Raw genomic sequence first — 17,667 nt, forward strand, 5'->3', positions numbered from 1 at the left:
TCTCAACGTGGGTGAATACCGCTCTTGATAAAGCCTTCCAGCATTTCCGGAAAATCACTTTCGTCAGGAAAGCGGTCAAACGACATGGTCGCGCCCGTTTGCGCAGCGGGCAGTCTCTCGCAAGTGAAGGTTTCAGCAAACGGGATAACCCAGCTGGAATCATCGAGAAGCGATGGCCGGAAGTTGACGAGGCCCTCTGCGAAACCGTCCGTGTAGAGCCAGTTCTTGCAATATGTGCAGAAATGATGACGCAGACTGTCGCGATGCAGGCCACCAACTTCGGTCTCGCCTTCACTCTGGAGGCCGTGCGCGGGAAGCATGAGGGTGAGTGAGTAGGCGCCACCTGTCAGCTTCTGGCAATCACGACAGTGGCAGGCAAAGCTCGCCATAGGCGGCTCTGAAATGGTCATGCTGACCTGTCCGCACAGGCATTGCGCCTGCCATGGAAATTTCCAGTCTATCATGGGCCCGGCTCCTTTCGGCTTTCTAAAGTCTTAGGCTGATATTCATTGTTGTGCCAGACGACCAAATTATATACATATTGTATATGATTCATATATTGATTGGAGAATCCTATGGGGCTCGTGAAAATTGACGACCAGCTTCATGAAGACATTCGTAAAGCCAGTGCAGTGATGTGCCGGTCCATCAATTCTCAGGCTGAGTTCTGGATGAAGATGGGTATGCTGGCCGAGGCAAATCCGACGCTTTCATTCAATGAATTGGTCAGAATACAGATGGAATCTGTTGACCTGACAACAGTCGTGGACGCCGTCGCCTGATGGTGAAAACACCTGATGAAATTGCGCTGTTGCGCATTGCTGGCAGGTTGCTCGCGTCAGTGTTCGAAATGCTCGATAAGATAGAATTTGAAGGGATGAGCACGCTGGCGGTGAATGATCTCGTAGAGCGTTACATTACCCATGATCTGTCCGCGCGGCCAGCGAGCAAAGGTCAGTATGGTTTCGAGTTCGTGCTGAATTGCTCAATCAACAATGTCGTTTGTCACGGCGTCCCCAGTTCGGACGATATCATTTGCAGCGGCGACATTATAAATCTGGACATTACACTCGAAAAGAACGGGTTCATCGCGGATTCGAGCAAGACCTATATCGTTGGCGAAGTGCCTCCATCGACTAAAAAGCTGGTCAGGGTCGCACGTGAAGCCATGTGGAAGGGAATTCGGGAAGTTCGCCCAGGTGCACGACTCGGGGACGTCGGGTTCGCTATAGAGCGCCATGCCAAACGCAACGGATATTCTGTTGTGCGAGACTATTGCGGACACGGCATTGGTCGCGAGATGCATGAAGCGCCGAATGTGCTGAACTTTGGAAAGCGCGGAACAGGTGTTCGGCTGATCGAAGGAATGGTTTTTACGATTGAGCCTATGGTCAATCAAGGTACTGGCAGGGTGTCGACGCAGGATGATGGTTGGACTGTTACGACCAATGACGGAAAACTGTCAGCGCAGTTTGAGCACACGATTGCTGTGACGAAGACCGGTTATGAAGTTTTGACGCTTCGCAGTGACGGACTTTAGAAAAGGGGAGAGCGCCAATGCGCTCTCCCTAAGCGGCATATATTTAGTTCTTCGTGTCGAGTACGCGGCGGGCAATGACCATCGCCTGAATCTCGCCGGCACCTTCGAAGATGTTAAGGATGCGGGCATCCTGCAGAAGACGGCTCACTGGATACTCCAGTGCGAAACCGTTACCGCCATGGATTTGCAGCGCGTTATCTGCTGCAGCCCATGCTGCGCGGGCACCCAGAAGTTTCGCCATACCCGCTTCCAGGTCACAGCGCTTGCCAGCGTCTTTCTGGCGGGCAGAGAAGTATGTCAGCTGACGCACAGCAATCAGCTCTGCGGCCATCATGACGAGCTTGTTAGCGACGCGCGGGAATTCGAAGATCGGGCGTCCGAATTGTACTCGGTCGAGCGCGTACTGAAGGCCTGTTTCGAATGAGGATTGCGCCACACCAATTGCGCGGGCCGCTGTCTGGATACGCGCGCCTTCAAATGTCGCCATCAGGTGCTTGAAGCCCATGCCTTCGACTTCACCGAGGAGGTTTGAGGCCGGAACTTCGAATGCGTCAAAGCCGATCTCATACTCTTTCATGCCGCGATAACCGAGCACCTCGATTTCGCCGCCAGTCATGCCTTCAGCCGGGAACGGGGTGGCATCATCGCCGCGTGGCTTCTCGCAGAGGAACATTGAGAGGCCGGAGAAATTGTTCGTCGCAGGGTCTGTGCGGGTAAGCACCGTCATCAGGTCGGCGCGGACAGGGTGGGTGATCCATGTCTTGTTACCAGTGATTTTATAGGTGTCGCCGTCTTTGACTGCGCGTGTTTTGAGGGAGCCAAGGTCAGAGCCTGTGTTCGGCTCAGTGAAAACCGCGGTTGGCAGGATTTCACCCGATGCGATTTTCGGCAGGTACTTTTCTTTCTGCTCGTCGGTGCCGCCAATAAGGATCAGCTCGCCAGCGATTTCAGAGCGCGTGCCGAGAGAGCCTGTGCCGATATATGCGCGGGAAAGTTCCTCAGAGACAACGCACATCGCCGTCTTGCCCATGTCGAGGCCACCGAACTCTTCCGGAATGGTCAGACCGAATACGCCGAGCTCGGCCATGTCGTTGACGACATCCATCGGGATATATTCGTTTTTGAGGTGCCATTCATGTGCGTAAGGGACGATGCGGTCATCGGAGAAACGGCGGAACTGGTCGCGGATCATGTCCAGCGTTTCATCAAGGCCCGTATTCTCGACCGTCGCACGGCCAAGCGCATCTGGCAGGTGCTTGGCTGCGGCAGCCATAATCTCGGAAGATTTGCCCTCATTGAGGAAGCGCTGGATCGCCTCGGACGAAAGATGTTTCATCCCGTCGGCGGTCACGCCGATGTCGGATGGGCGGATCGTTTCGCCCTGGTTCATCGGAATGCCACCAATCAGCTGGGCGCAATATTCGTGAAACAGGATCTGGGTGAGCAGCGCTTCGATTTCGCCAAACTTGCCTTCTTCATCAAGGCGGCGCGCCCATGCAGCGACTTCGCGTAGCGTTTCGCCATAGGTCGCGATCCAGCCAAAGCCGTGAGCGGCGTGCTGATGGACGTCCATGAGTTTGCGGTCGATCTTGCCATCTTTGGAGACAAGTTCGTTGAGCGCTGCTTTCGCATCTGCAATATAGAGGTCTACGCTGGATACGGCCTCATCCATGCAGGCGATGAGGTCGGGCATAATAATGCTGGCTGAAGCAGCTTCAGCCGTCGTTGCGGGCATGTTCATCTTATATTTCCTCCAGAGATGGGTTTAATTAGCGCGCTCATACTGCTCTGACCATATGCTGCGACGCAGCGACGCGGATTTTTTTGCCATTCTGCGTCATTATTGCGACGCGCGCGCCATGCGCCCGGGTGCGCGATTGGTTCCCAAAATTAGAAATTTTTAAGATTGCACCCCGCAGCGGAACAGCGGGAGGGGTTGGCCGTTTTCCATGCATCGGTCCGCAACGGGCCAAAGCAAAACAGGAGGACATCCTTATGAAAACGCTTATCGCATCTACGGCACTTGCTGCCGCAATGATTACACCAGCGGCTTTTGCAGGTGAGGAAACATACACAGAAACTGAAACAGACGTCGCTGTCGCAGCCGACGTCACACTGACGGGGTTCACCGATGACAACGACTGGGTCAATAAGCCGGTATTTGATGAAGAAGGTCAGCCAGTCGGAGAAGTCGAGCGCGTATCCTTTAACGATGATGGCGCTGTCAGCGACATCGTGGTGGAAACGGGTGGCATCCTCGAAGTTGGCGGCGAAGAAATCCTCGTCACTGAAAGCGAGTACACCGTAGTCGTCGCACAGGGTGACGAAGACGAGTCTGAAATTCGTCTGGAAATGACAGCAGCAGAGTTTCTTGATCTGCCAGCGTTTGATGAAGACCTCGCATCGGAATACCCGCTGTCTGATAACGACCTTGTAGATGGTGTTGATGAGTCCGAGGGCGAGATCGACGACCAGATCGGTTCAAGCGAGACTGGCGTGGACCTCGAAAACGGTACACGCACCGATATCGACCTGTAAGTCAGGTAGAGCGTAGCGTGAAAAGGGCGTCGCACATGCGGCGCCTTTTTTATGCCTGGCTTAGCTGCGCCAGCGCAGAACACGTGGCTCGATAGGGTTTTCAAATCCGGCGTTTTCTGTGCGGGCCTTTACCCAGGCGCGTTTGAGCACCTGATACCATTTTGCCTGAACATCGATGTCATCAATCCACATCATGTTCTTCTGATATTTCATGCCTTCATTCTGAAGGTTCACCATGTCGCCGTCCTGATTGAGGAACATGCGCGCGGCCGGAATAAGGATCGGCTTCATGACGGAGAGAAGCGGGGCGTTGGCCCAGTAAGTGACCTGCGTAATGCGGGTCTGTTTTTCTTCGATTGGCGTCAGGCAGGTCAGCGTGAACAGCGTCGCCTTGTCATTTTCAACGATTTCCCAGCGGAAGCCTGGAATCTGAAAGGCAATCTCGGTTGAGACCTTGCCACCAAAGAGTGCCTTATAAGCCAGTGAGTTGCCCGATGGCTGGTGGCGTTCAATCGCCCAGCCGCGTGTTTTCGGAACAAATTGCTTCTCTTTGACTTTGAAGCCCGCGGACGGCGGTCGCCACCACCATTGATTATGTACGAATGGCACGTGGGCAGGGTCCATCAGGCCAACGACCGCGTCATCCATGTGGGCGTTGAAGATTTCCGAGACCACAAAGCGTGGCTTGTCCGGAATGTCGCCGAAATCAGGCGGCGGCACGACGGGCGGCTCAGCCGAGCGGGGATTGTCCGAGATATAGACGAATACCATGCCCTTAGCTTCGTGGATTGGGTAAGAGCGGACCTTCACCTTGCTCGGGTCGTATGGGTCACCCTCAACAAGCGATGGCATGTGTTTGCAGACGCCATCAGTGCCGAAGCGCCAGCCGTGATACGGGCACTGAACAGTCGGTTCGCCATCAGTGTCGACCTGTTGACCGGCAGAGAGTGGCACGAGGCGGTGCGGGCAGATATCGCGCATGGCGAAGGCTTCGCCTGCCTTTGTCCGGCCAACCATGATCGGCTGGCCGAGCAGGATTTCACGGCGCTGGTCACCGGCTTTCAGATCCTTTGATGTGGAAATGAAATACCAGCTATCGGTCAGCCAGCCTTCTGGTGTCTGTCCGGTTTTTGCTGCCGCGTCTGCCATATCGCTACCTGTTATTCGCTCGACATGGCGACCATGATTTGCGCGTAACCGCGGGCCATGCGTTCGAGATTATCAACTGAAATGCGCTCATTGGTTCCATGGAACCCCTGAAGATCGCCGATAGGTAACACGCCCGGCGCAAATCGGTAGATGTTGTCTGAAATTTCTGTGGTCCAGCGGGAATCCGTCGCACCTAAAACGAGCGCTGGAACGGCTGGAACGCCGCCTCCTGCATCACTCGCAACGGACGCCAGAACCTGGTAGGCGCGGTTTTCTGTCGGGGACACCGGCGAAGCCTCAGATCCAATGCCGCCAGACTGGTCGACGTGTGCTGTGACGCCATCAATGTCGGAGATCACATCGAGGACATGTGCGAGCACAGTTTCTACGCTGTCATTCGGGTGGATGCGAAAATTGACCAGCGCGTAGGAGTTTTGCGGGAGGACATTTTCCTTGATGGAGCCGGAAATCATGGTCGGCGCGGTCGTCGTGCGGATCATGGCATTGGAGGCGCCATCAGCGGCAAACTGTTCTTCAATCATCGGGCGGAACAGCCATTGGTTTGCAAAGGCCATCCGCGTCATGAACGGCATGTCTGCGGCAACCGAAGAAATCATCTCCGACATGGGCGGGCGGGAGAAGTCCGCCGGCATTTGCTGCTCATCCAGCGCCACCAGCGCGCGGGAGAGCTGGACGTTCGCAGAATTGCGCGGCGGTGTGGAGGAGTGACCGCCCTGCGCGGTAGAGGTCAGGCGGATGGTGACGTAGCCCTTTTCCGCGATCCCGATCACGCCGGTAGACGCGCCGGTCAGCGGAAACGGATCAACGATGAAATAGCCTTCATCGAGGACCATCTCCATACGGATATCGCGTTCCTGAAAGAAGTCGACGCCAGCTTGCGCGCCGGAGCCTGAGACTTCCTCGTCATGGCCAAACATAATCCAGATGGAGCGTGTCGGCTGGTAGCCGGATTCCGCAAGTGCTTCGGCCGCTTCCATAATCGTGATGAGCGAGGTTTTGTTATCGACCGTGCCGCGGCCATAGACATAGCCATCCTGAACGATGCCCGCGAATGGTGGTGCGTCCCACTGGTCTTCCGTTCCGAGATTGATCGGCACAACGTCCTGATGCGCCATAAGCAGGATCGGGTCGAGTGAGGTGTCACTTCCCTGCCAGCCATAAAGAATGGTGTGGTCTGCCACGAGGTGGCGTTCTGCAACGGCATTGAAGGCTGGGTAAGTCGCCTGAAGATAGTCGCGCAGCTCGATCCATGGGCCTTCCTGTCCCTGGCGAGGATCACCCGCAGTGAGGGTTATGGTCGGCAGCTGGAGAATGTCGGAAAGGTGGGTGGCAATCTCGTTGGAGCTGAATTCCGGAACGTCTGGTAGCTCCATCCGGTCGGCGTCGCTGCTCGTGCCAAAAGACAATGTTCTGACAACCACAACAGCAACCAGAACGAGGGCGAGTAACACCAGCAGTCCTATGAACTGCCCGATCCGCTTCAACATATTAATGACCTTCCCAGATATTTTTATGATTCTTAACACTGTTGTCTCGAACGGCGCAAAACCCAAGAAAATTGGTAGAAATTTATTCACTATAAGAGGCGTAATCTGGGTGATGGCTTAAATACGAAGAGGGTTGGGAGTCCCCGTCGCGTTGCTGGCCGGATACCTGGGGGAAGAGTTGAGTATACAGACTATCAGAACGCTGGTGCTGGATGATAATCGTCAGATGCGCCGTCTGATCAGCGTGACGTTGGAAGCGTTTGGCATCAAGAAGGTTTATGGTGCCGACACGATTGAGGAGGCTATCGACCTTTATCGTGACCATCGCTTCGACTTGGTGATTGCCGATCAGCGTATGGGAAATACGTCCGGGCTGGAATTTGTGCGCTGGCTGCGGGCGCAGACAGACCGGTCGACCAGCTTTGTGCCTGTTATCGTGATCTCTTCATATTCTGAAAAGACACGCATTCTCGAAGCTATCAATGCTGGAATTGACGAATTTCTGGTGAAGCCGTTCAAGCCGGTCGATCTGGCGCGCCGCATTGATGCTGTGACCTATAAGCGACGTGATTTCATCCGTACGCTGGACTATTTCGGGCCAGACAGGCGCCGCTTCAAGAATCCTCATTACACCGGGCCCATGAAGCGCGCTGACGATATTGTTGTCGATTGTGACGAGTTCGAAATCGGCTGATCCGCGCGACGCCTCCAGACTGTCCAGATATTGAGCGTTCGATCAAATACGCGTGCTTGTCGCTGGACAGATGAAAATCACAGCTTAGGCTGCGCCGTTCAAATCTAGAGATCGGGGCGCATTGGGGCAGCCCGATCTGTAAAAAGATTAAAGGGCACATCATGGACGGCTTCGTTCAAATTCTTGAGACCGTTAACGGTCTCGTCTGGGGATCTGCTGACTCCCTCATTGGTGCGATTGATTATCCGCCGGTACTTCTCCTTCTTCTTGGTACCGGTCTTTATCTCACTGTTCGCCTCGGTTTTATGCCGATCCTCAAAATTCCATACGCTTTCGGCCAGCTGTTCAGCAAAGACCACAATAAGGATGAAGGCGACGTGTCGCCCTTTGGCGCTCTGATGACGGCGCTCTCCTCCACAATCGGTACAGGTAATATCGCTGGTGTAGCCGTTGCGATCGCCATTGGTGGCCCAGGTGCGGTCTTCTGGATGTGGATGACGGCACTTGTCGGTATGGCGTCGAAATTCTGCGAAGGCGTACTGGCTGTAAAATTCCGCGAAGTTGATGAAGAGGGCCGCCATGTGGGTGGCCCTATGTATTACATCAAGAATGGTATGGGGTCTAAATGGGCATGGCTTGCCAGCCTGTTTGCGATTTTCGGAATTCTGGCCGCGTGGGGCACAGGCGCGTCTATTCAGGCAAACTCGATTGCTGATGCGCTGAACGCAAATTATGGCGTTGCGCCATGGGTGTCAGGTCTGGTTCTCGCAGGTGCTGCTGCAGCTGTGATTCTCGGTGGTATCTCACGTATCGCAGCTGTGGCTGAGAAACTGGTTCCGGCCATGGCGATTGGTTATCTCGTGGCTGGTATCATCGTTGTTGCGATCAACGCGCCTGAGGTTCCGAACGCTTTCATGCGTATCATCACGAACGCATTCGGCTTCCGTGAAGCCTCCACCGGTATCACGGTCGGTCTTCTGCTTCTGGCAATGCAAAAGGGTGTCGCGCGCGGCATCTTCTCTAACGAAGCCGGTCAGGGCTCTGCTCCGATTGCGCACGCAGCAGCGCGTAACAATGACCCGGTAAACCAGGGTATTGTCGCTATGCTTGGTACGTTCATTGATACGATTGTCGTGTGTTCGATCACGGCGTTTGTTATTCTGACATCGGGTATGATCCCTGAGATGTGTGAGCCGTTTGTCCGGCCGGACCTCGTCATGCTGCCTGAAGGCTGTGAGACGGGCGCGCCATTGACCGTTATGGCCTTCGAACAGGCGCTTCCAGGCATTGGTAGCCACATCGTTGCGATTGGTCTGGCTGTCTTCGGCTTCACCACAATTCTCGGCTGGAGCTATTACGGCGAACGCTGCTGTGAATACCTGTTCGGCGTGAAAAGCATTTTTGCATTCAAGATCAGCTGGATCGTTGTCGTCTTCGGCGGTGCGTTCGTTCTGATGCTTGAAGAAGGCGGTGCGGTGACTGACGTTGTCAGCCTGTTCTGGCTGCTTGCAGATACGCTGACCGGCCTGATGGCTGCGCCAAACCTCGTTGCGCTTCTGGTGATGTCACCGCTCGTCGCGGCAATGACGAAAGCGTATTTCGACCGCAAGGATACGCCGGACGCTTAAGTCGCGCTGGCTGATTTAACGAAAACCCCGGAGTTCAGGCTCCGGGGTTTTTTGTTTGAGGCGGCGCGTCCACGGATATGCCTTGTTTTGACCGCGAGGCTGTCCAATAAGGTGCCATAACGACAAACCCGACGGGAGGCAGGTTCGGACATGGTGAATTCTAACGTTAAGGCAGTGATCTGGGATTTCGGAGGCGTGTTCTCCTCATCTCCGTTCGAGGCGTTCAACCATTACGAGGCCGAGAAACGCCTGCCAAAGGATATCATCCGGAAGATCAACTCCATAAATCCGGACACGAATGCCTGGGCTCTGCTGGAGCGTTCAGAGCTCACGCCTGACGAGTTCGACAAAAAGTTCGCTGAAGAGGCCAAAGCGCTGGGCTACACCATTCCGGGTAAAGACGTTCTGGGATTGCTGTCCGGCCGTCTGCGTCCAGCCGTGTTCGAGGCGCTGAAAACCTGTAAGAAACACTTTGCTGTTGCCTGCATTACCAACAATGCGCCGATCGGCAAAAGCCCGTCCATGACGTCTGATCCTGAGAAGATCAAAGCGGTGGCTGAAATCTTTGCGAACTTCGATCATGTGATCGAAAGCTCCAAGGTTGGCTTGCGTAAGCCTGATCCGAAAATATATGAATTGATGTGTGAGGCTTTGAATGTTGAGCCCGCAGCGTGCGTGTATCTCGATGATTTAGGTATCAACCTCAAGCCTGCGCGAGCCATGGGCATGACCACCATCAAGGTGCTCAACGAAGCCCAGCTACTCAGCGATCTCTCGGAGGCGACCGGACTGGAGTTCTGATGACGCGTATCCGGCATGCCATTCTAGCTAGCTGTCTGCCTGCACTTTTTGTGCTGAGCGGATGTGATCTCTCTGACGAGATCGATGCGCGGCGTGCCCCCGCAAGCGAGGCTGGTGACGCGCCAGCCCCGCCCCCTGTCTTCAGCAGTGAAACAGAAGAACTTCCAGAAGCGGTTCTCGCCCAGCGCGATGCGCTGCTTGAGGTTCTGGGGCGTGATTCTGTGCGCCAGCTTGCGCGCTATGCAGATCAGTTTTCGGGTTTTCGGTCCAACTATGGCGATCTCAGCCATTATGAGCACTGGTACTTGCTTCGCCGTGCTGGCATCGACCCTGTAGAGGCGACGCTCCAGATTCTGGACGAGCCCTATGCCGTCAAAGATTTCGGTGCAGAGAAATACTTTATCTGGCCGGACTTTGCGGGCCGGACCAATGAAGAGCTACAGCATGACCGGCTCACCTTTTCCGAGCGTGCGCGTATCCTCAATCTGATCGGTGAGGACGGGCTGGAGCGTATCCGCAATGGCGAGAGCTATCCGGGCTTTCGTCTGGCCATCCGCGAGGATGGAACCTGGGTCTATCTGCTGCAGGACAACTAGGCGCCCGCTCACTCCAAAACCCATTGCCAAATGAACGCCCACGTTCCACTGTCCGCGCAAACTGACAGAGGGAGAAAGTCATGGGTCGTGTTTCCGGTAAAAAAGCGATTGTTACAGGCGCAGCGCAGGGGCTTGGCGCAGCGATTGCCACCATGTTGGCTAAAGAGGGCGCGAAAGTTATGCTGACCGACCTCAATGGCGATGGTGCCGCAGACACCTGTGCGCGTATCAATGAGATGTATCCGGGTAGCGCATGGTCCATGCAGCACGACGTAACCGACGAAGAGCGCTGGCAGGATGTCGTCACAGCTGCTGTAGAAGAGATGGACGGTCTCTCAATCCTCGTGAACAATGCCGGTATTGGCGCGGGCGGCACGGTTGAAGACCTGCCTTATGCCCAGTTCAAAAAGGTGATGGATGTGGACGTCGACTCCATCTTCCTCGGCTGTAAATATGCCATCCCTGCCATGGAAGAGTATTCGCCGGGCTCTATCGTGAACATTTCCTCGATTGCGGGCCTGATCGCATCCGGCAATTACGTGGCTTACAACACGGCCAAAGCTGGTGCGTGGATGATCTCCAAATCTGTCGCGCTGCATTGCGCGAAAAAGAAGAACAGCATCCGTTGTAACTCTGTCCACCCGACCTTTATCGACACGCCGATTCTCGACCGCACGAAGGAAATGTTCGGTGCGGATGAAGCACTTGCGAAGCTGGCTCGTCAGGTGCCGCTCGGCAAGGTCGGCGATCCGGATGATGTGGCTTATGCGGTTCTTTACCTCGCATCAGATGAATCAAAATTTGTCACCGGTGCGGAACTGAAAGTCGATGGCGGCATTTCAGCGATGTAAATTGCGTGAGGGAGTGCTAAGCGCTCCCTCAGTTTGAGTCTGTAGATGGAGAGTGAAGTGACCGGTTTTCTGAAAGGCGTGATCAAGTTCCAGAATGAGGTGTACCCGAGCAAGCAGGAGCTGTTCGAGCGTCTTGCGAAAGGGCAGTCTCCGGAAGCTGTCTTCATTGCATGTTCTGATGCGCGTGTGGAAACCGCAATGATCACTCAGACTGATCCGGGCGAGCTGTTCATCCTTCGCAATGCGGGCAATATCGTGCCGCCGCACACCAGCCAGACAGGCGCTATGACCGCGACACTCGAGTTTGCCATGCGTGTTCTGGATGTGCCGCATATTGTTGTATGCGGTCACTCCGAATGTGGTGCGATGAAGGGCATTATGAACCCGGACAGCGTACAGCATCTGCCACACGTTAAAGAATGGCTGGGCTTCTCTCAGGGCGCGATGGATGTCGTAGAAGAAATGTCCGCGGGCAAGTCAGAAGATGAAAAGCTGAGCCTGCTCCTGCAGGAAAATGTGAAGCTGCAACTTCAGCATCTGCGTACACACCCAAGCGTCATGAGAAAGCTGGCGAATGGCACGCTCACGCTGCACGGCTGGGTGTATGACATTAAGACAGGTCGCGTTTCGGCCTGGGATGAGGCTGATGGCCGGTTCGAGCCGGTTGATGAGCGCTATCAGGATCTGGCAGCAGAGGTCGCAGGCAATATGAGCTGCGACCACTAATCAGCTTAGCTGTTGCGGTGAATGATCGCCGCTGCAATCGTGACCTCGGCGACACCTTCGCCGAGCACCTGATCAACGGCCGTCTGTAAACGGCGGCCGATCATATCAAGGTCGGGCACGGTGCCGACTTCATAGCTCATAGACAGATAGCCGTGCACGGCGCGGCGAAGCGCATCCCGAATGCGGGGCATCTGGGCTTCTGCGCGGCGACGTTCGCGGTCGTCATTAATTTCAATACCCGCATCCAGCGCCATCAGAGACCGGAAGCCGTCCACGCCTGCAATTGGCGCATGAACGCCCGTCACGGCAATATAGTCCTGAGAACCGGTGATACGTGCGCCCGCACGGTCAGCCGGGTCGCCGCCAGCGCCAGCCGCATGTGCGCTCATCATTGCGGATGGAGCAAGCATGGCTGCGGCGAACAGAAGATGGGATAGTTTCAGTTTCATGCCTTAACGCCTAACATGACGGCGTTAAGGTGTTATGGAAACCGCGCGTTAAGATTTATCAACGGCTGGTAAGAGTTCGTTAAAACCGAAGATCGACGCATCATGCAAATGTGATGGTCGCGCATGAGATAAAGCATGCGCCATTTTCGCTTTTCGGCCCGGATTATTCTTCTCCCAGGTGGTCAGCATATCCTTCATCAGCATGCGCTGAAGCCCGTCCTGAGAACCGCACAGTGTGCACGGAATGATCGGGTAGTTCATGCCGGCTGCGAACTTTTCAATATCAGCTTCTTCAGACCGGATGAGCGGGCGCAGGACCATCACATCGCCTTCATCATTGAGAAGTTTTGGCGGCATGGCAGCAAGGCGTCCGCCATGGAAAAGGTTCATAAAGAAGGTTTCCAGCGCGTCATCGAGGTGGTGACCCAGCACGATGGCATCGCATTTTTCTTCGCGCGCGATCCGGTAAAGAATGCCGCGACGCAGACGTGAGCAGAGCGCGCAATATGTCTTCTGCGCCGGCAGTTTGTCCGTTACGATAGAGTAGGTGTCTTCGGTCTCGATCCGGTAAGGTACTTCCAGCCCGTCGAGATAATTCGGCAGGATTTCTTTTGGAAAGCCCGGCTGCACCTGATCGAGGTTGCAAGCCAGAATCTCCGCCTGCATAGCGCCAAGGTATTTCAGCTCAAGCAGGATAGAGAGGAGCGCATAGCTATCCTTGCCGCCTGACAGACAGATCAGCCAGCGCGCAGGCTCGGTGGAAGACTTGGATGTATCAAGTCCGTAAGTCTGGATGGTTTCCAGCGCCTGACGGACTAGACGTTTGCGGGTCTTCTTGAAGGTGACACCATCGGGCGCATTGGCAAAGGCTGCACGAAAGCTCCGCTCGACATCCAGCTTCGTAACGGTGGAGCGGATGGTGCGGGTCGGCATATCGTCGTTGAGCGCGGTTTCCGGGAGCATGTCCAAGGCGAAAAATCCTGAATGTCTGGGTGTTCTGGTCTGAAGCTCTGGCAAGCTTTCACGGGCTTCCTATCTGAAAACGCGCAAAGCTGCCAGAGCCGCCAGACATTCCGCTGACGAGCGTTGTGTGTGAGGACGCAGTTAAATGCGTCGCAAGCCAGCATCGTTCGGGCGGGGCCAATAAAGCAAAGCCTGTCTGAACCGGACTTAAACGCTGTATTCATGCAGGAAGAAAGTGTTCAGACTGATGCGGTATCAGGTGGCATTGCGTTTATTCACCGCTTCAATATAGGTGAAGCGAAATTATGAAGGACTGGAAGCATGGGCTATCCGATTTACTGGCTGATCCACAATGTGATCTTCTTCTATCAGATCGTGATCTTTATCTATCTGATCACACGCATTCTGATTCAGTTCGAAGTGGTGAACAGCTATAACCAGCTGGTTCAGTTTATCCTGCGATTTGGGTCTGCGCTGGTCGAGCCTGCGCTCGCGCCAATCCGCCGTTTCCTGCCATCGTTCAACGGAATCGATCTTTCTCCACTTGTCCTCCTGCTTGGACTCGGATTTATCGACCTCGTGGCGGCGCAGCTGCTGCTTAGTCCAGCTCTCAACTAACAGGATCTCACATGGGCGCGCTGATTGACGGAAAAGCCATTGCCGCAGGCATTCGTGAGGATGTCGCCAAAGAAGTCGCCGCCCTGAAATCCGAGCATGGCTTTACGCCGGGCCTGGCGGTTGTGCTCGTCGGTGAAGATCCGGCAAGCCAGATTTACGTCCGCAATAAAGGCAAGATGACCGAAGAAGCGGGCATGAACTCTTTCACGCACCGCCTTCCGGCTGACGCGACGCAGGATCAGGTCGAAGCGCTTCTGGAAACGCTGAATAATGATGACAGCGTGGACGGCATTCTGCTTCAGCTGCCTCTGCCAAAGCATCTGGATGAAGCCAGCGCGATTGAGCGTATCTCGCCGAACAAAGACGTAGACGGTCTGACAGAAGCGTCAGCGGGCCGACTGTCGCTTGGCAAAAAGGGTATTCGCCCGTGCACGCCTGCGGGCTGTGTCATCCTCGCCAAATCCGCGCTGGGCGATGATCTTTCCGGTAAGAACGTCGTTGTGATTGGCCGTTCCATTCTCGTCGGCAAGCCGGCTGCGCTTTTATTCCTTGAGCAGAACTGCACGGTGACAATCGCTCACTCGCGCACCAAAGACCTTGGTGAGGTCTGCCGTCAGGCTGACATTCTGGTTGCTGCGGTTGGTCGCCCGAAAATGGTGCCTGCCGAATGGGTGAAGCCCGGCGCATGTGTGATTGATGTCGGCATTAACCGCATTCCAGCCCCTGAAAAGGGTGAGGGCAAAACCCGCGTTGTGGGCGATGTTGATTTTGACGCCTGTAAGGATGTTGCTGGCCAGATTACGCCTGTTCCGGGCAGTGTCGGCCCCATGACGATTGCTGGCCTTCTGGTGAATACGGTGACGGCTGCGAAACTGCGCCGCGGGCTTTAGTCAGGCGGCTGCATGTCCCAGCCCTTCAAGCCAAAAGAGAATGAGTTGTTCCGCAGCCTTTGGGAGGCGCAGGCGGGAAAGTGCGCGCTCTGCGGCGAGGAGATGCCGCAAAACCGGTTCGAAACGGCACATTCCACGCTCTGGAAGAAGCTTCGTCCAACTTTTGACCATGTAAAACCCCGCTCAAAAGGCGGACCGGATACGCCTGAAAATCTGCAATTGGCCCATGCGCGGTGCAATAAAATCAAAGGAAACAGATGATTGGGGTGAATCTGCTCTCAGATTTCCCCTGTGTGGCGAAACTGGAACGAAGCTTGCTCTCTGAGCTGTGAATCTCACGGAGCCTTCAGATGGACATTTCACGCCAACGTTTCGACTCGCTCACCGGCCTTCGCTTTATTTTGGCGATCTGGATCGCCTATTTCCACGTCGGGCATATGTATGACCATGATGGCTTTGGCGCCCTGCCATATCTGGAACTCGGTGTCGCGCGGGTAGACGTTTTCTTCGTCCTCTCAGGCTTCGTGCTCAGCCATATCTACTGGAACAACCGGAACCGACCTTTCGCCTTTGGGGACTTTATGGTCGCCCGTATCGCGCGGATTTACCCGCTGCACATTCTGGCGCTTGGGATCATGCTGGGCTTCCTCGTGCTCGGCTTGGTGATGGGGCGCGCAGACATGGCTGAGGGCTATCCGCTGGAAGGCCTGTTCGCGAACCTCTTCATGATGCAATCTTTTGGTGTACCGGGCGGAGCCGCATGGAATTTCCCGGCCTGGGCGATCAGTGCAGAGTTCGCAGGCTATCTCGCATTCCCTCTCTATATCTGGCTTGCAACGAAGATGAAGGCGCATCGCACGCTCTTTTTCGGGCTCTGCCTTCTCAACGTATATCTCGTCGATCAGGTGCATCAGATGCTGCTGCACCGCGAGCTTAGTTCCTCCACCATGGCATGGGGCGCGCTGCGCGGCGCGGTCGTCATGCTGGCGGGTGTTGGGGCTCGGGTGGCGTTCGAAGACTTCAAAGTATCCGGTTTCCGCGCGGGGGTTTATGCCCTTGCCGGTGCGGGCGGCGCGCTGCTGGCAGCAATGAACCATGTGGGGACGGCGTTTGTTGCAGCCGGCGGCGCGCTGATGATCATGTCGCTTGCGCGAATTGATGCGGAAGGCAAAGGCACTTTCCTTGCGCATCCGACAATGTGCGCGCTGGGTGGCTGGTCTTATGCGATCTTTATTTTGCATGTGCCGACCTTCATGATCATGAAAAACGCGCTTGATATTCTGGGTGTGAATTTCGTCGTAAATGCGTGGACATCGCTCGGCTTTACGCTGGTTGTGGTGACGATTGCCTATCCGATCCACAAGCTGATCGAAGAGCCGTGCCGCAAGGCTATTCGCGGCGGCTGGGAGAAACGCTCCCGCCGCTCAAAAGAGGCTCAGACCGCCTGATCAGACAGCTTGACCTGCTGCGTGGGCAGACGCCCACGCCCATTGGAAGTTATATCCGCCGAGCCAGCCCGTCACATCGACGACTTCGCCGATAAAATAGAGACCCTCGCAGAGTTTGGACTCCATCGTCTTGGAAGACAGCTCGTCTGTATTCACACCGCCAACAGTTACTTCGGCGGTACGATAGCCTTCGGTGGCAGTCGGCGAAATTGTGTGCGCGGACAGACGATCAGCCAGCCGGTCGATATCGGCATTGGATAGCGTTCCGATCTGGTTTCTCAGACCCGTTTCGCCAAAAATGTCCGCTGTCAGGCGTCCGGGGAGATACTCGACCATCCAGTCCGTGACACGTTTCTTCGGATCGGTGTTGCGTGCGTGGGTCAGTTCAGACCGGACCCGTTCCGCGGGCAGATATTCCAGCGTGATCGCTTCGCCCGGATGCCAGTAGCTGGACGCCTGAAGGATGGCAGGGCCGGACAGCCCGCGATGGGTGAACAGCATGGCTTCTGAAAAGCGGGTTTTGTCTTTCGTTGTTACAGTGACAGGTGCGGCAACACCCGAGATCGCTGCAAACCGGTCATGCAACGCACCGGAAAAAGTGAAAGGCACCAGGCCCGGACGTGTCTCCACGATGGAATGGCCGAACTGCTTTGCTACATCATAGCCAAAGCCCGATGCGCCGATTTTGGGAATAGACAGCCCGCCTGATGCAATGATCAGCGAGGCAGGACGAAACGTACCTTTATTGGTTGTGACCATGAAACACGCATCTGGCTTTGTGATTTCGCTGATCTCGCATTCCATCAGAATGCGCCCGCCTGCGGCTTCAAGGTCATCCAGCAGAAACTGGATGATGGGGCCTGACTTCTGATCGCAAAAAAGCTGCCCCAATGTTTTCTCATGCCATGTCAGCTTGTGCGCGGACATGCGCTCGATGAAGTCCCAGGGGCCGAAACGGGCCAGCGCGGATTTCGCAAAATGTGGGTTCCTGGAAATGAAGCGCGAGGCTTTGGTTTCCAGATTTGTGAAATTGCAGCGCCCGCCGCCAGAGATACGGATCTTCTCTGCGGGCTTCTTTGCATGATCAACAATCAGCACGCGTTTGCCGTTTCGGGCAGCCTCTATGCCTGCGAAAAGACCGGCCGCTCCTGCGCCGACGATCACCACTTCGGGGGATGGACCAGACGGCCATAATTCGTCGAAGTTTGAACCTAAAACCGTCATTTCACTGTAATGTGATGACAAAGCAGCATCGATGTTTCATGGTG

At 55.3% G+C, this 17,667-nt stretch carries 20 protein-coding genes; 13 read left to right on the forward strand and 7 right to left on the reverse strand.

The features are described from left to right. Positions 1–2: 2 nt before the first annotated feature. Entirely contained in the window at positions 3–464 is a 462-nt protein-coding gene (locus G523_RS0105765; RefSeq protein WP_022694086.1) for a GFA family protein, read from the reverse strand. 111 nt (positions 465–575) lie between these two features. Here G523_RS0105765 and G523_RS0105770 point away from each other — a divergent pair, with 111 nt between their 5' ends. Beyond that, complete coding sequence (locus G523_RS0105770) at positions 576–782, forward strand: ParD-like family protein (protein ID WP_022694087.1); 207 nt, start codon at positions 576–578, stop codon at positions 780–782. Beyond that, positions 782–1,540: a type I methionyl aminopeptidase gene (map, locus tag G523_RS0105775; protein ID WP_022694088.1), complete on the forward strand. Its 759-nt coding sequence runs from the start codon at positions 782–784 to the stop codon at positions 1,538–1,540. The genes G523_RS0105770 and map overlap by 1 nt, the downstream gene beginning before the upstream one ends. A gap of 43 nt (positions 1,541–1,583) precedes the next feature. Here map and G523_RS0105780 read toward each other — a convergent pair whose 3' ends face one another. Next, positions 1,584–3,275 (reverse strand): acyl-CoA dehydrogenase family protein, encoded by a 1,692-nt coding sequence (locus G523_RS0105780; protein ID WP_027441489.1) that lies wholly within the window; start codon positions 3,273–3,275, stop codon positions 1,584–1,586. Between the two features lie 260 nt (positions 3,276–3,535). Here G523_RS0105780 and G523_RS0105785 point away from each other — a divergent pair, with 260 nt between their 5' ends. After that, positions 3,536–4,078, forward strand: coding sequence for a PRC-barrel domain-containing protein (locus G523_RS0105785; RefSeq protein WP_022694090.1), 543 nt, complete (start codon positions 3,536–3,538; stop codon positions 4,076–4,078). A gap of 60 nt (positions 4,079–4,138) precedes the next feature. Here the strand turns inward: G523_RS0105785 and G523_RS0105790 are convergent, their stop codons facing one another. Both G523_RS0105790 and G523_RS0105795 read right to left on the reverse strand, forming a co-directional pair. Next, positions 4,139–5,227, reverse strand: coding sequence for an aromatic ring-hydroxylating oxygenase subunit alpha (locus tag G523_RS0105790; RefSeq protein ID WP_022694091.1), 1,089 nt, complete (start codon positions 5,225–5,227; stop codon positions 4,139–4,141). 11 nt (positions 5,228–5,238) lie between these two features. Beyond that, the gene (locus G523_RS0105795; RefSeq protein ID WP_022694092.1) at positions 5,239–6,735 is read right to left on the reverse strand and encodes a M20 family peptidase; all 1,497 of its coding nucleotides are present in this window, start codon (positions 6,733–6,735) and stop codon (positions 5,239–5,241) included. A gap of 178 nt (positions 6,736–6,913) precedes the next feature. On the opposite strand from G523_RS0105795, the gene G523_RS18180 reads away from it, so the two are divergent. The 6 genes from G523_RS18180 to G523_RS18185 all read left to right on the forward strand — a co-directional run bounded on the left by G523_RS18180 (position 6,914) and on the right by G523_RS18185 (position 12,031). Then, complete coding sequence (locus tag G523_RS18180; protein ID WP_022694093.1) at positions 6,914–7,429, forward strand: response regulator; 516 nt, start codon at positions 6,914–6,916, stop codon at positions 7,427–7,429. A gap of 161 nt (positions 7,430–7,590) precedes the next feature. After that, positions 7,591–9,057 (forward strand): alanine/glycine:cation symporter family protein, encoded by a 1,467-nt coding sequence (locus G523_RS0105805; RefSeq protein ID WP_022694094.1) that lies wholly within the window; start codon positions 7,591–7,593, stop codon positions 9,055–9,057. Between the two features lie 150 nt (positions 9,058–9,207). Beyond that, entirely contained in the window at positions 9,208–9,858 is a 651-nt protein-coding gene (locus G523_RS0105810) for an HAD-IA family hydrolase (RefSeq protein WP_022694095.1), read from the forward strand. Continuing rightward, positions 9,858–10,454: a hypothetical protein gene (locus tag G523_RS0105815; protein WP_022694096.1), complete on the forward strand. Its 597-nt coding sequence runs from the start codon at positions 9,858–9,860 to the stop codon at positions 10,452–10,454. Before G523_RS0105810 ends, G523_RS0105815 begins: the two co-directional genes overlap by 1 nt. Before the next feature lie 80 nt (positions 10,455–10,534). After that, positions 10,535–11,305, forward strand: coding sequence for an SDR family oxidoreductase (locus G523_RS0105820; protein WP_022694097.1), 771 nt, complete (start codon positions 10,535–10,537; stop codon positions 11,303–11,305). 57 nt (positions 11,306–11,362) lie between these two features. Then, complete coding sequence (locus G523_RS18185; protein WP_233347265.1) at positions 11,363–12,031, forward strand: carbonic anhydrase; 669 nt, start codon at positions 11,363–11,365, stop codon at positions 12,029–12,031. Between the two features lie 5 nt (positions 12,032–12,036). Here G523_RS18185 and G523_RS18190 read toward each other — a convergent pair whose 3' ends face one another. Next, positions 12,037–12,480, reverse strand: a complete 444-nt coding sequence (locus tag G523_RS18190; protein ID WP_022694099.1) for a flagellar basal body-associated FliL family protein — start codon at positions 12,478–12,480, stop codon at positions 12,037–12,039. Positions 12,481–12,528: 48 nt separating this feature from the next. After that, complete coding sequence (ttcA, locus tag G523_RS0105835; RefSeq protein ID WP_022694100.1) at positions 12,529–13,443, reverse strand: tRNA 2-thiocytidine(32) synthetase TtcA; 915 nt, start codon at positions 13,441–13,443, stop codon at positions 12,529–12,531. Between the two features lie 321 nt (positions 13,444–13,764). Here ttcA and G523_RS18195 point away from each other — a divergent pair, with 321 nt between their 5' ends. The 4 genes from G523_RS18195 to G523_RS0105860 all read left to right on the forward strand — a co-directional run bounded on the left by G523_RS18195 (position 13,765) and on the right by G523_RS0105860 (position 16,399). Continuing rightward, a complete protein-coding gene (locus G523_RS18195; protein ID WP_022694101.1) occupies positions 13,765–14,061 on the forward strand; it encodes a YggT family protein in 297 nt (98 codons plus the stop codon). 11 nt (positions 14,062–14,072) lie between these two features. Further along, complete coding sequence (gene folD, locus G523_RS0105850; protein ID WP_022694102.1) at positions 14,073–14,951, forward strand: bifunctional methylenetetrahydrofolate dehydrogenase/methenyltetrahydrofolate cyclohydrolase FolD; 879 nt, start codon at positions 14,073–14,075, stop codon at positions 14,949–14,951. A gap of 102 nt (positions 14,952–15,053) precedes the next feature. Then, positions 15,054–15,212, forward strand: coding sequence for an HNH endonuclease (locus G523_RS21200; protein WP_233347295.1), 159 nt, complete (start codon positions 15,054–15,056; stop codon positions 15,210–15,212). A gap of 89 nt (positions 15,213–15,301) precedes the next feature. Next, positions 15,302–16,399: an acyltransferase family protein gene (locus G523_RS0105860; RefSeq protein ID WP_022694104.1), complete on the forward strand. Its 1,098-nt coding sequence runs from the start codon at positions 15,302–15,304 to the stop codon at positions 16,397–16,399. On the opposite strand, the gene G523_RS0105865 is transcribed toward G523_RS0105860, so the two are convergent. Continuing rightward, a complete protein-coding gene (locus G523_RS0105865) occupies positions 16,400–17,623 on the reverse strand; it encodes a BaiN/RdsA family NAD(P)/FAD-dependent oxidoreductase (RefSeq protein WP_022694105.1) in 1,224 nt (407 codons plus the stop codon). Positions 17,624–17,667: the final 44 nt, after the last annotated feature.

The organism is Ponticaulis koreensis DSM 19734 (genome assembly GCF_000420665.1).
Lineage (GTDB): Bacteria > Pseudomonadota > Alphaproteobacteria > Caulobacterales > Hyphomonadaceae > Ponticaulis > Ponticaulis koreensis.

What these genes read in the sequence shown, in the direction of transcription:
- G523_RS18190 (WP_022694099.1), bottom strand. Translation starts at nt 12,480, where the DNA reads ATGAAACTGAAACTATCCCATCTTCTGTTCGCCGCAGCCATGCTTGCT.
- G523_RS21200 (WP_233347295.1), top strand. Translation starts at nt 15,054, where the DNA reads ATGCCGCAAAACCGGTTCGAAACGGCACATTCCACGCTCTGGAAGAAG.
- G523_RS0105805 (WP_022694094.1), top strand. Translation starts at nt 7,591, where the DNA reads ATGGACGGCTTCGTTCAAATTCTTGAGACCGTTAACGGTCTCGTCTGG.
- G523_RS0105765 (WP_022694086.1), bottom strand. Translation starts at nt 464, where the DNA reads ATGATAGACTGGAAATTTCCATGGCAGGCGCAATGCCTGTGCGGACAG.
- G523_RS0105815 (WP_022694096.1), top strand. Translation starts at nt 9,858, where the DNA reads ATGACGCGTATCCGGCATGCCATTCTAGCTAGCTGTCTGCCTGCACTT.
- G523_RS18195 (WP_022694101.1), top strand. Translation starts at nt 13,765, where the DNA reads ATGGGCTATCCGATTTACTGGCTGATCCACAATGTGATCTTCTTCTAT.
- folD (WP_022694102.1), top strand. Translation starts at nt 14,073, where the DNA reads ATGGGCGCGCTGATTGACGGAAAAGCCATTGCCGCAGGCATTCGTGAG.
- G523_RS0105780 (WP_027441489.1), bottom strand. Translation starts at nt 3,275, where the DNA reads ATGCCCGCAACGACGGCTGAAGCTGCTTCAGCCAGCATTATTATGCCC.
- G523_RS0105810 (WP_022694095.1), top strand. Translation starts at nt 9,208, where the DNA reads ATGGTGAATTCTAACGTTAAGGCAGTGATCTGGGATTTCGGAGGCGTG.
- G523_RS0105790 (WP_022694091.1), bottom strand. Translation starts at nt 5,227, where the DNA reads ATGGCAGACGCGGCAGCAAAAACCGGACAGACACCAGAAGGCTGGCTG.
- G523_RS0105860 (WP_022694104.1), top strand. Translation starts at nt 15,302, where the DNA reads ATGGACATTTCACGCCAACGTTTCGACTCGCTCACCGGCCTTCGCTTT.
- G523_RS0105785 (WP_022694090.1), top strand. Translation starts at nt 3,536, where the DNA reads ATGAAAACGCTTATCGCATCTACGGCACTTGCTGCCGCAATGATTACA.
- G523_RS0105770 (WP_022694087.1), top strand. Translation starts at nt 576, where the DNA reads ATGGGGCTCGTGAAAATTGACGACCAGCTTCATGAAGACATTCGTAAA.
- G523_RS0105865 (WP_022694105.1), bottom strand. Translation starts at nt 17,623, where the DNA reads ATGACGGTTTTAGGTTCAAACTTCGACGAATTATGGCCGTCTGGTCCA.
- ttcA (WP_022694100.1), bottom strand. Translation starts at nt 13,443, where the DNA reads ATGCTCCCGGAAACCGCGCTCAACGACGATATGCCGACCCGCACCATC.
- G523_RS0105795 (WP_022694092.1), bottom strand. Translation starts at nt 6,735, where the DNA reads ATGTTGAAGCGGATCGGGCAGTTCATAGGACTGCTGGTGTTACTCGCC.
- map (WP_022694088.1), top strand. Translation starts at nt 782, where the DNA reads ATGGTGAAAACACCTGATGAAATTGCGCTGTTGCGCATTGCTGGCAGG.
- G523_RS0105820 (WP_022694097.1), top strand. Translation starts at nt 10,535, where the DNA reads ATGGGTCGTGTTTCCGGTAAAAAAGCGATTGTTACAGGCGCAGCGCAG.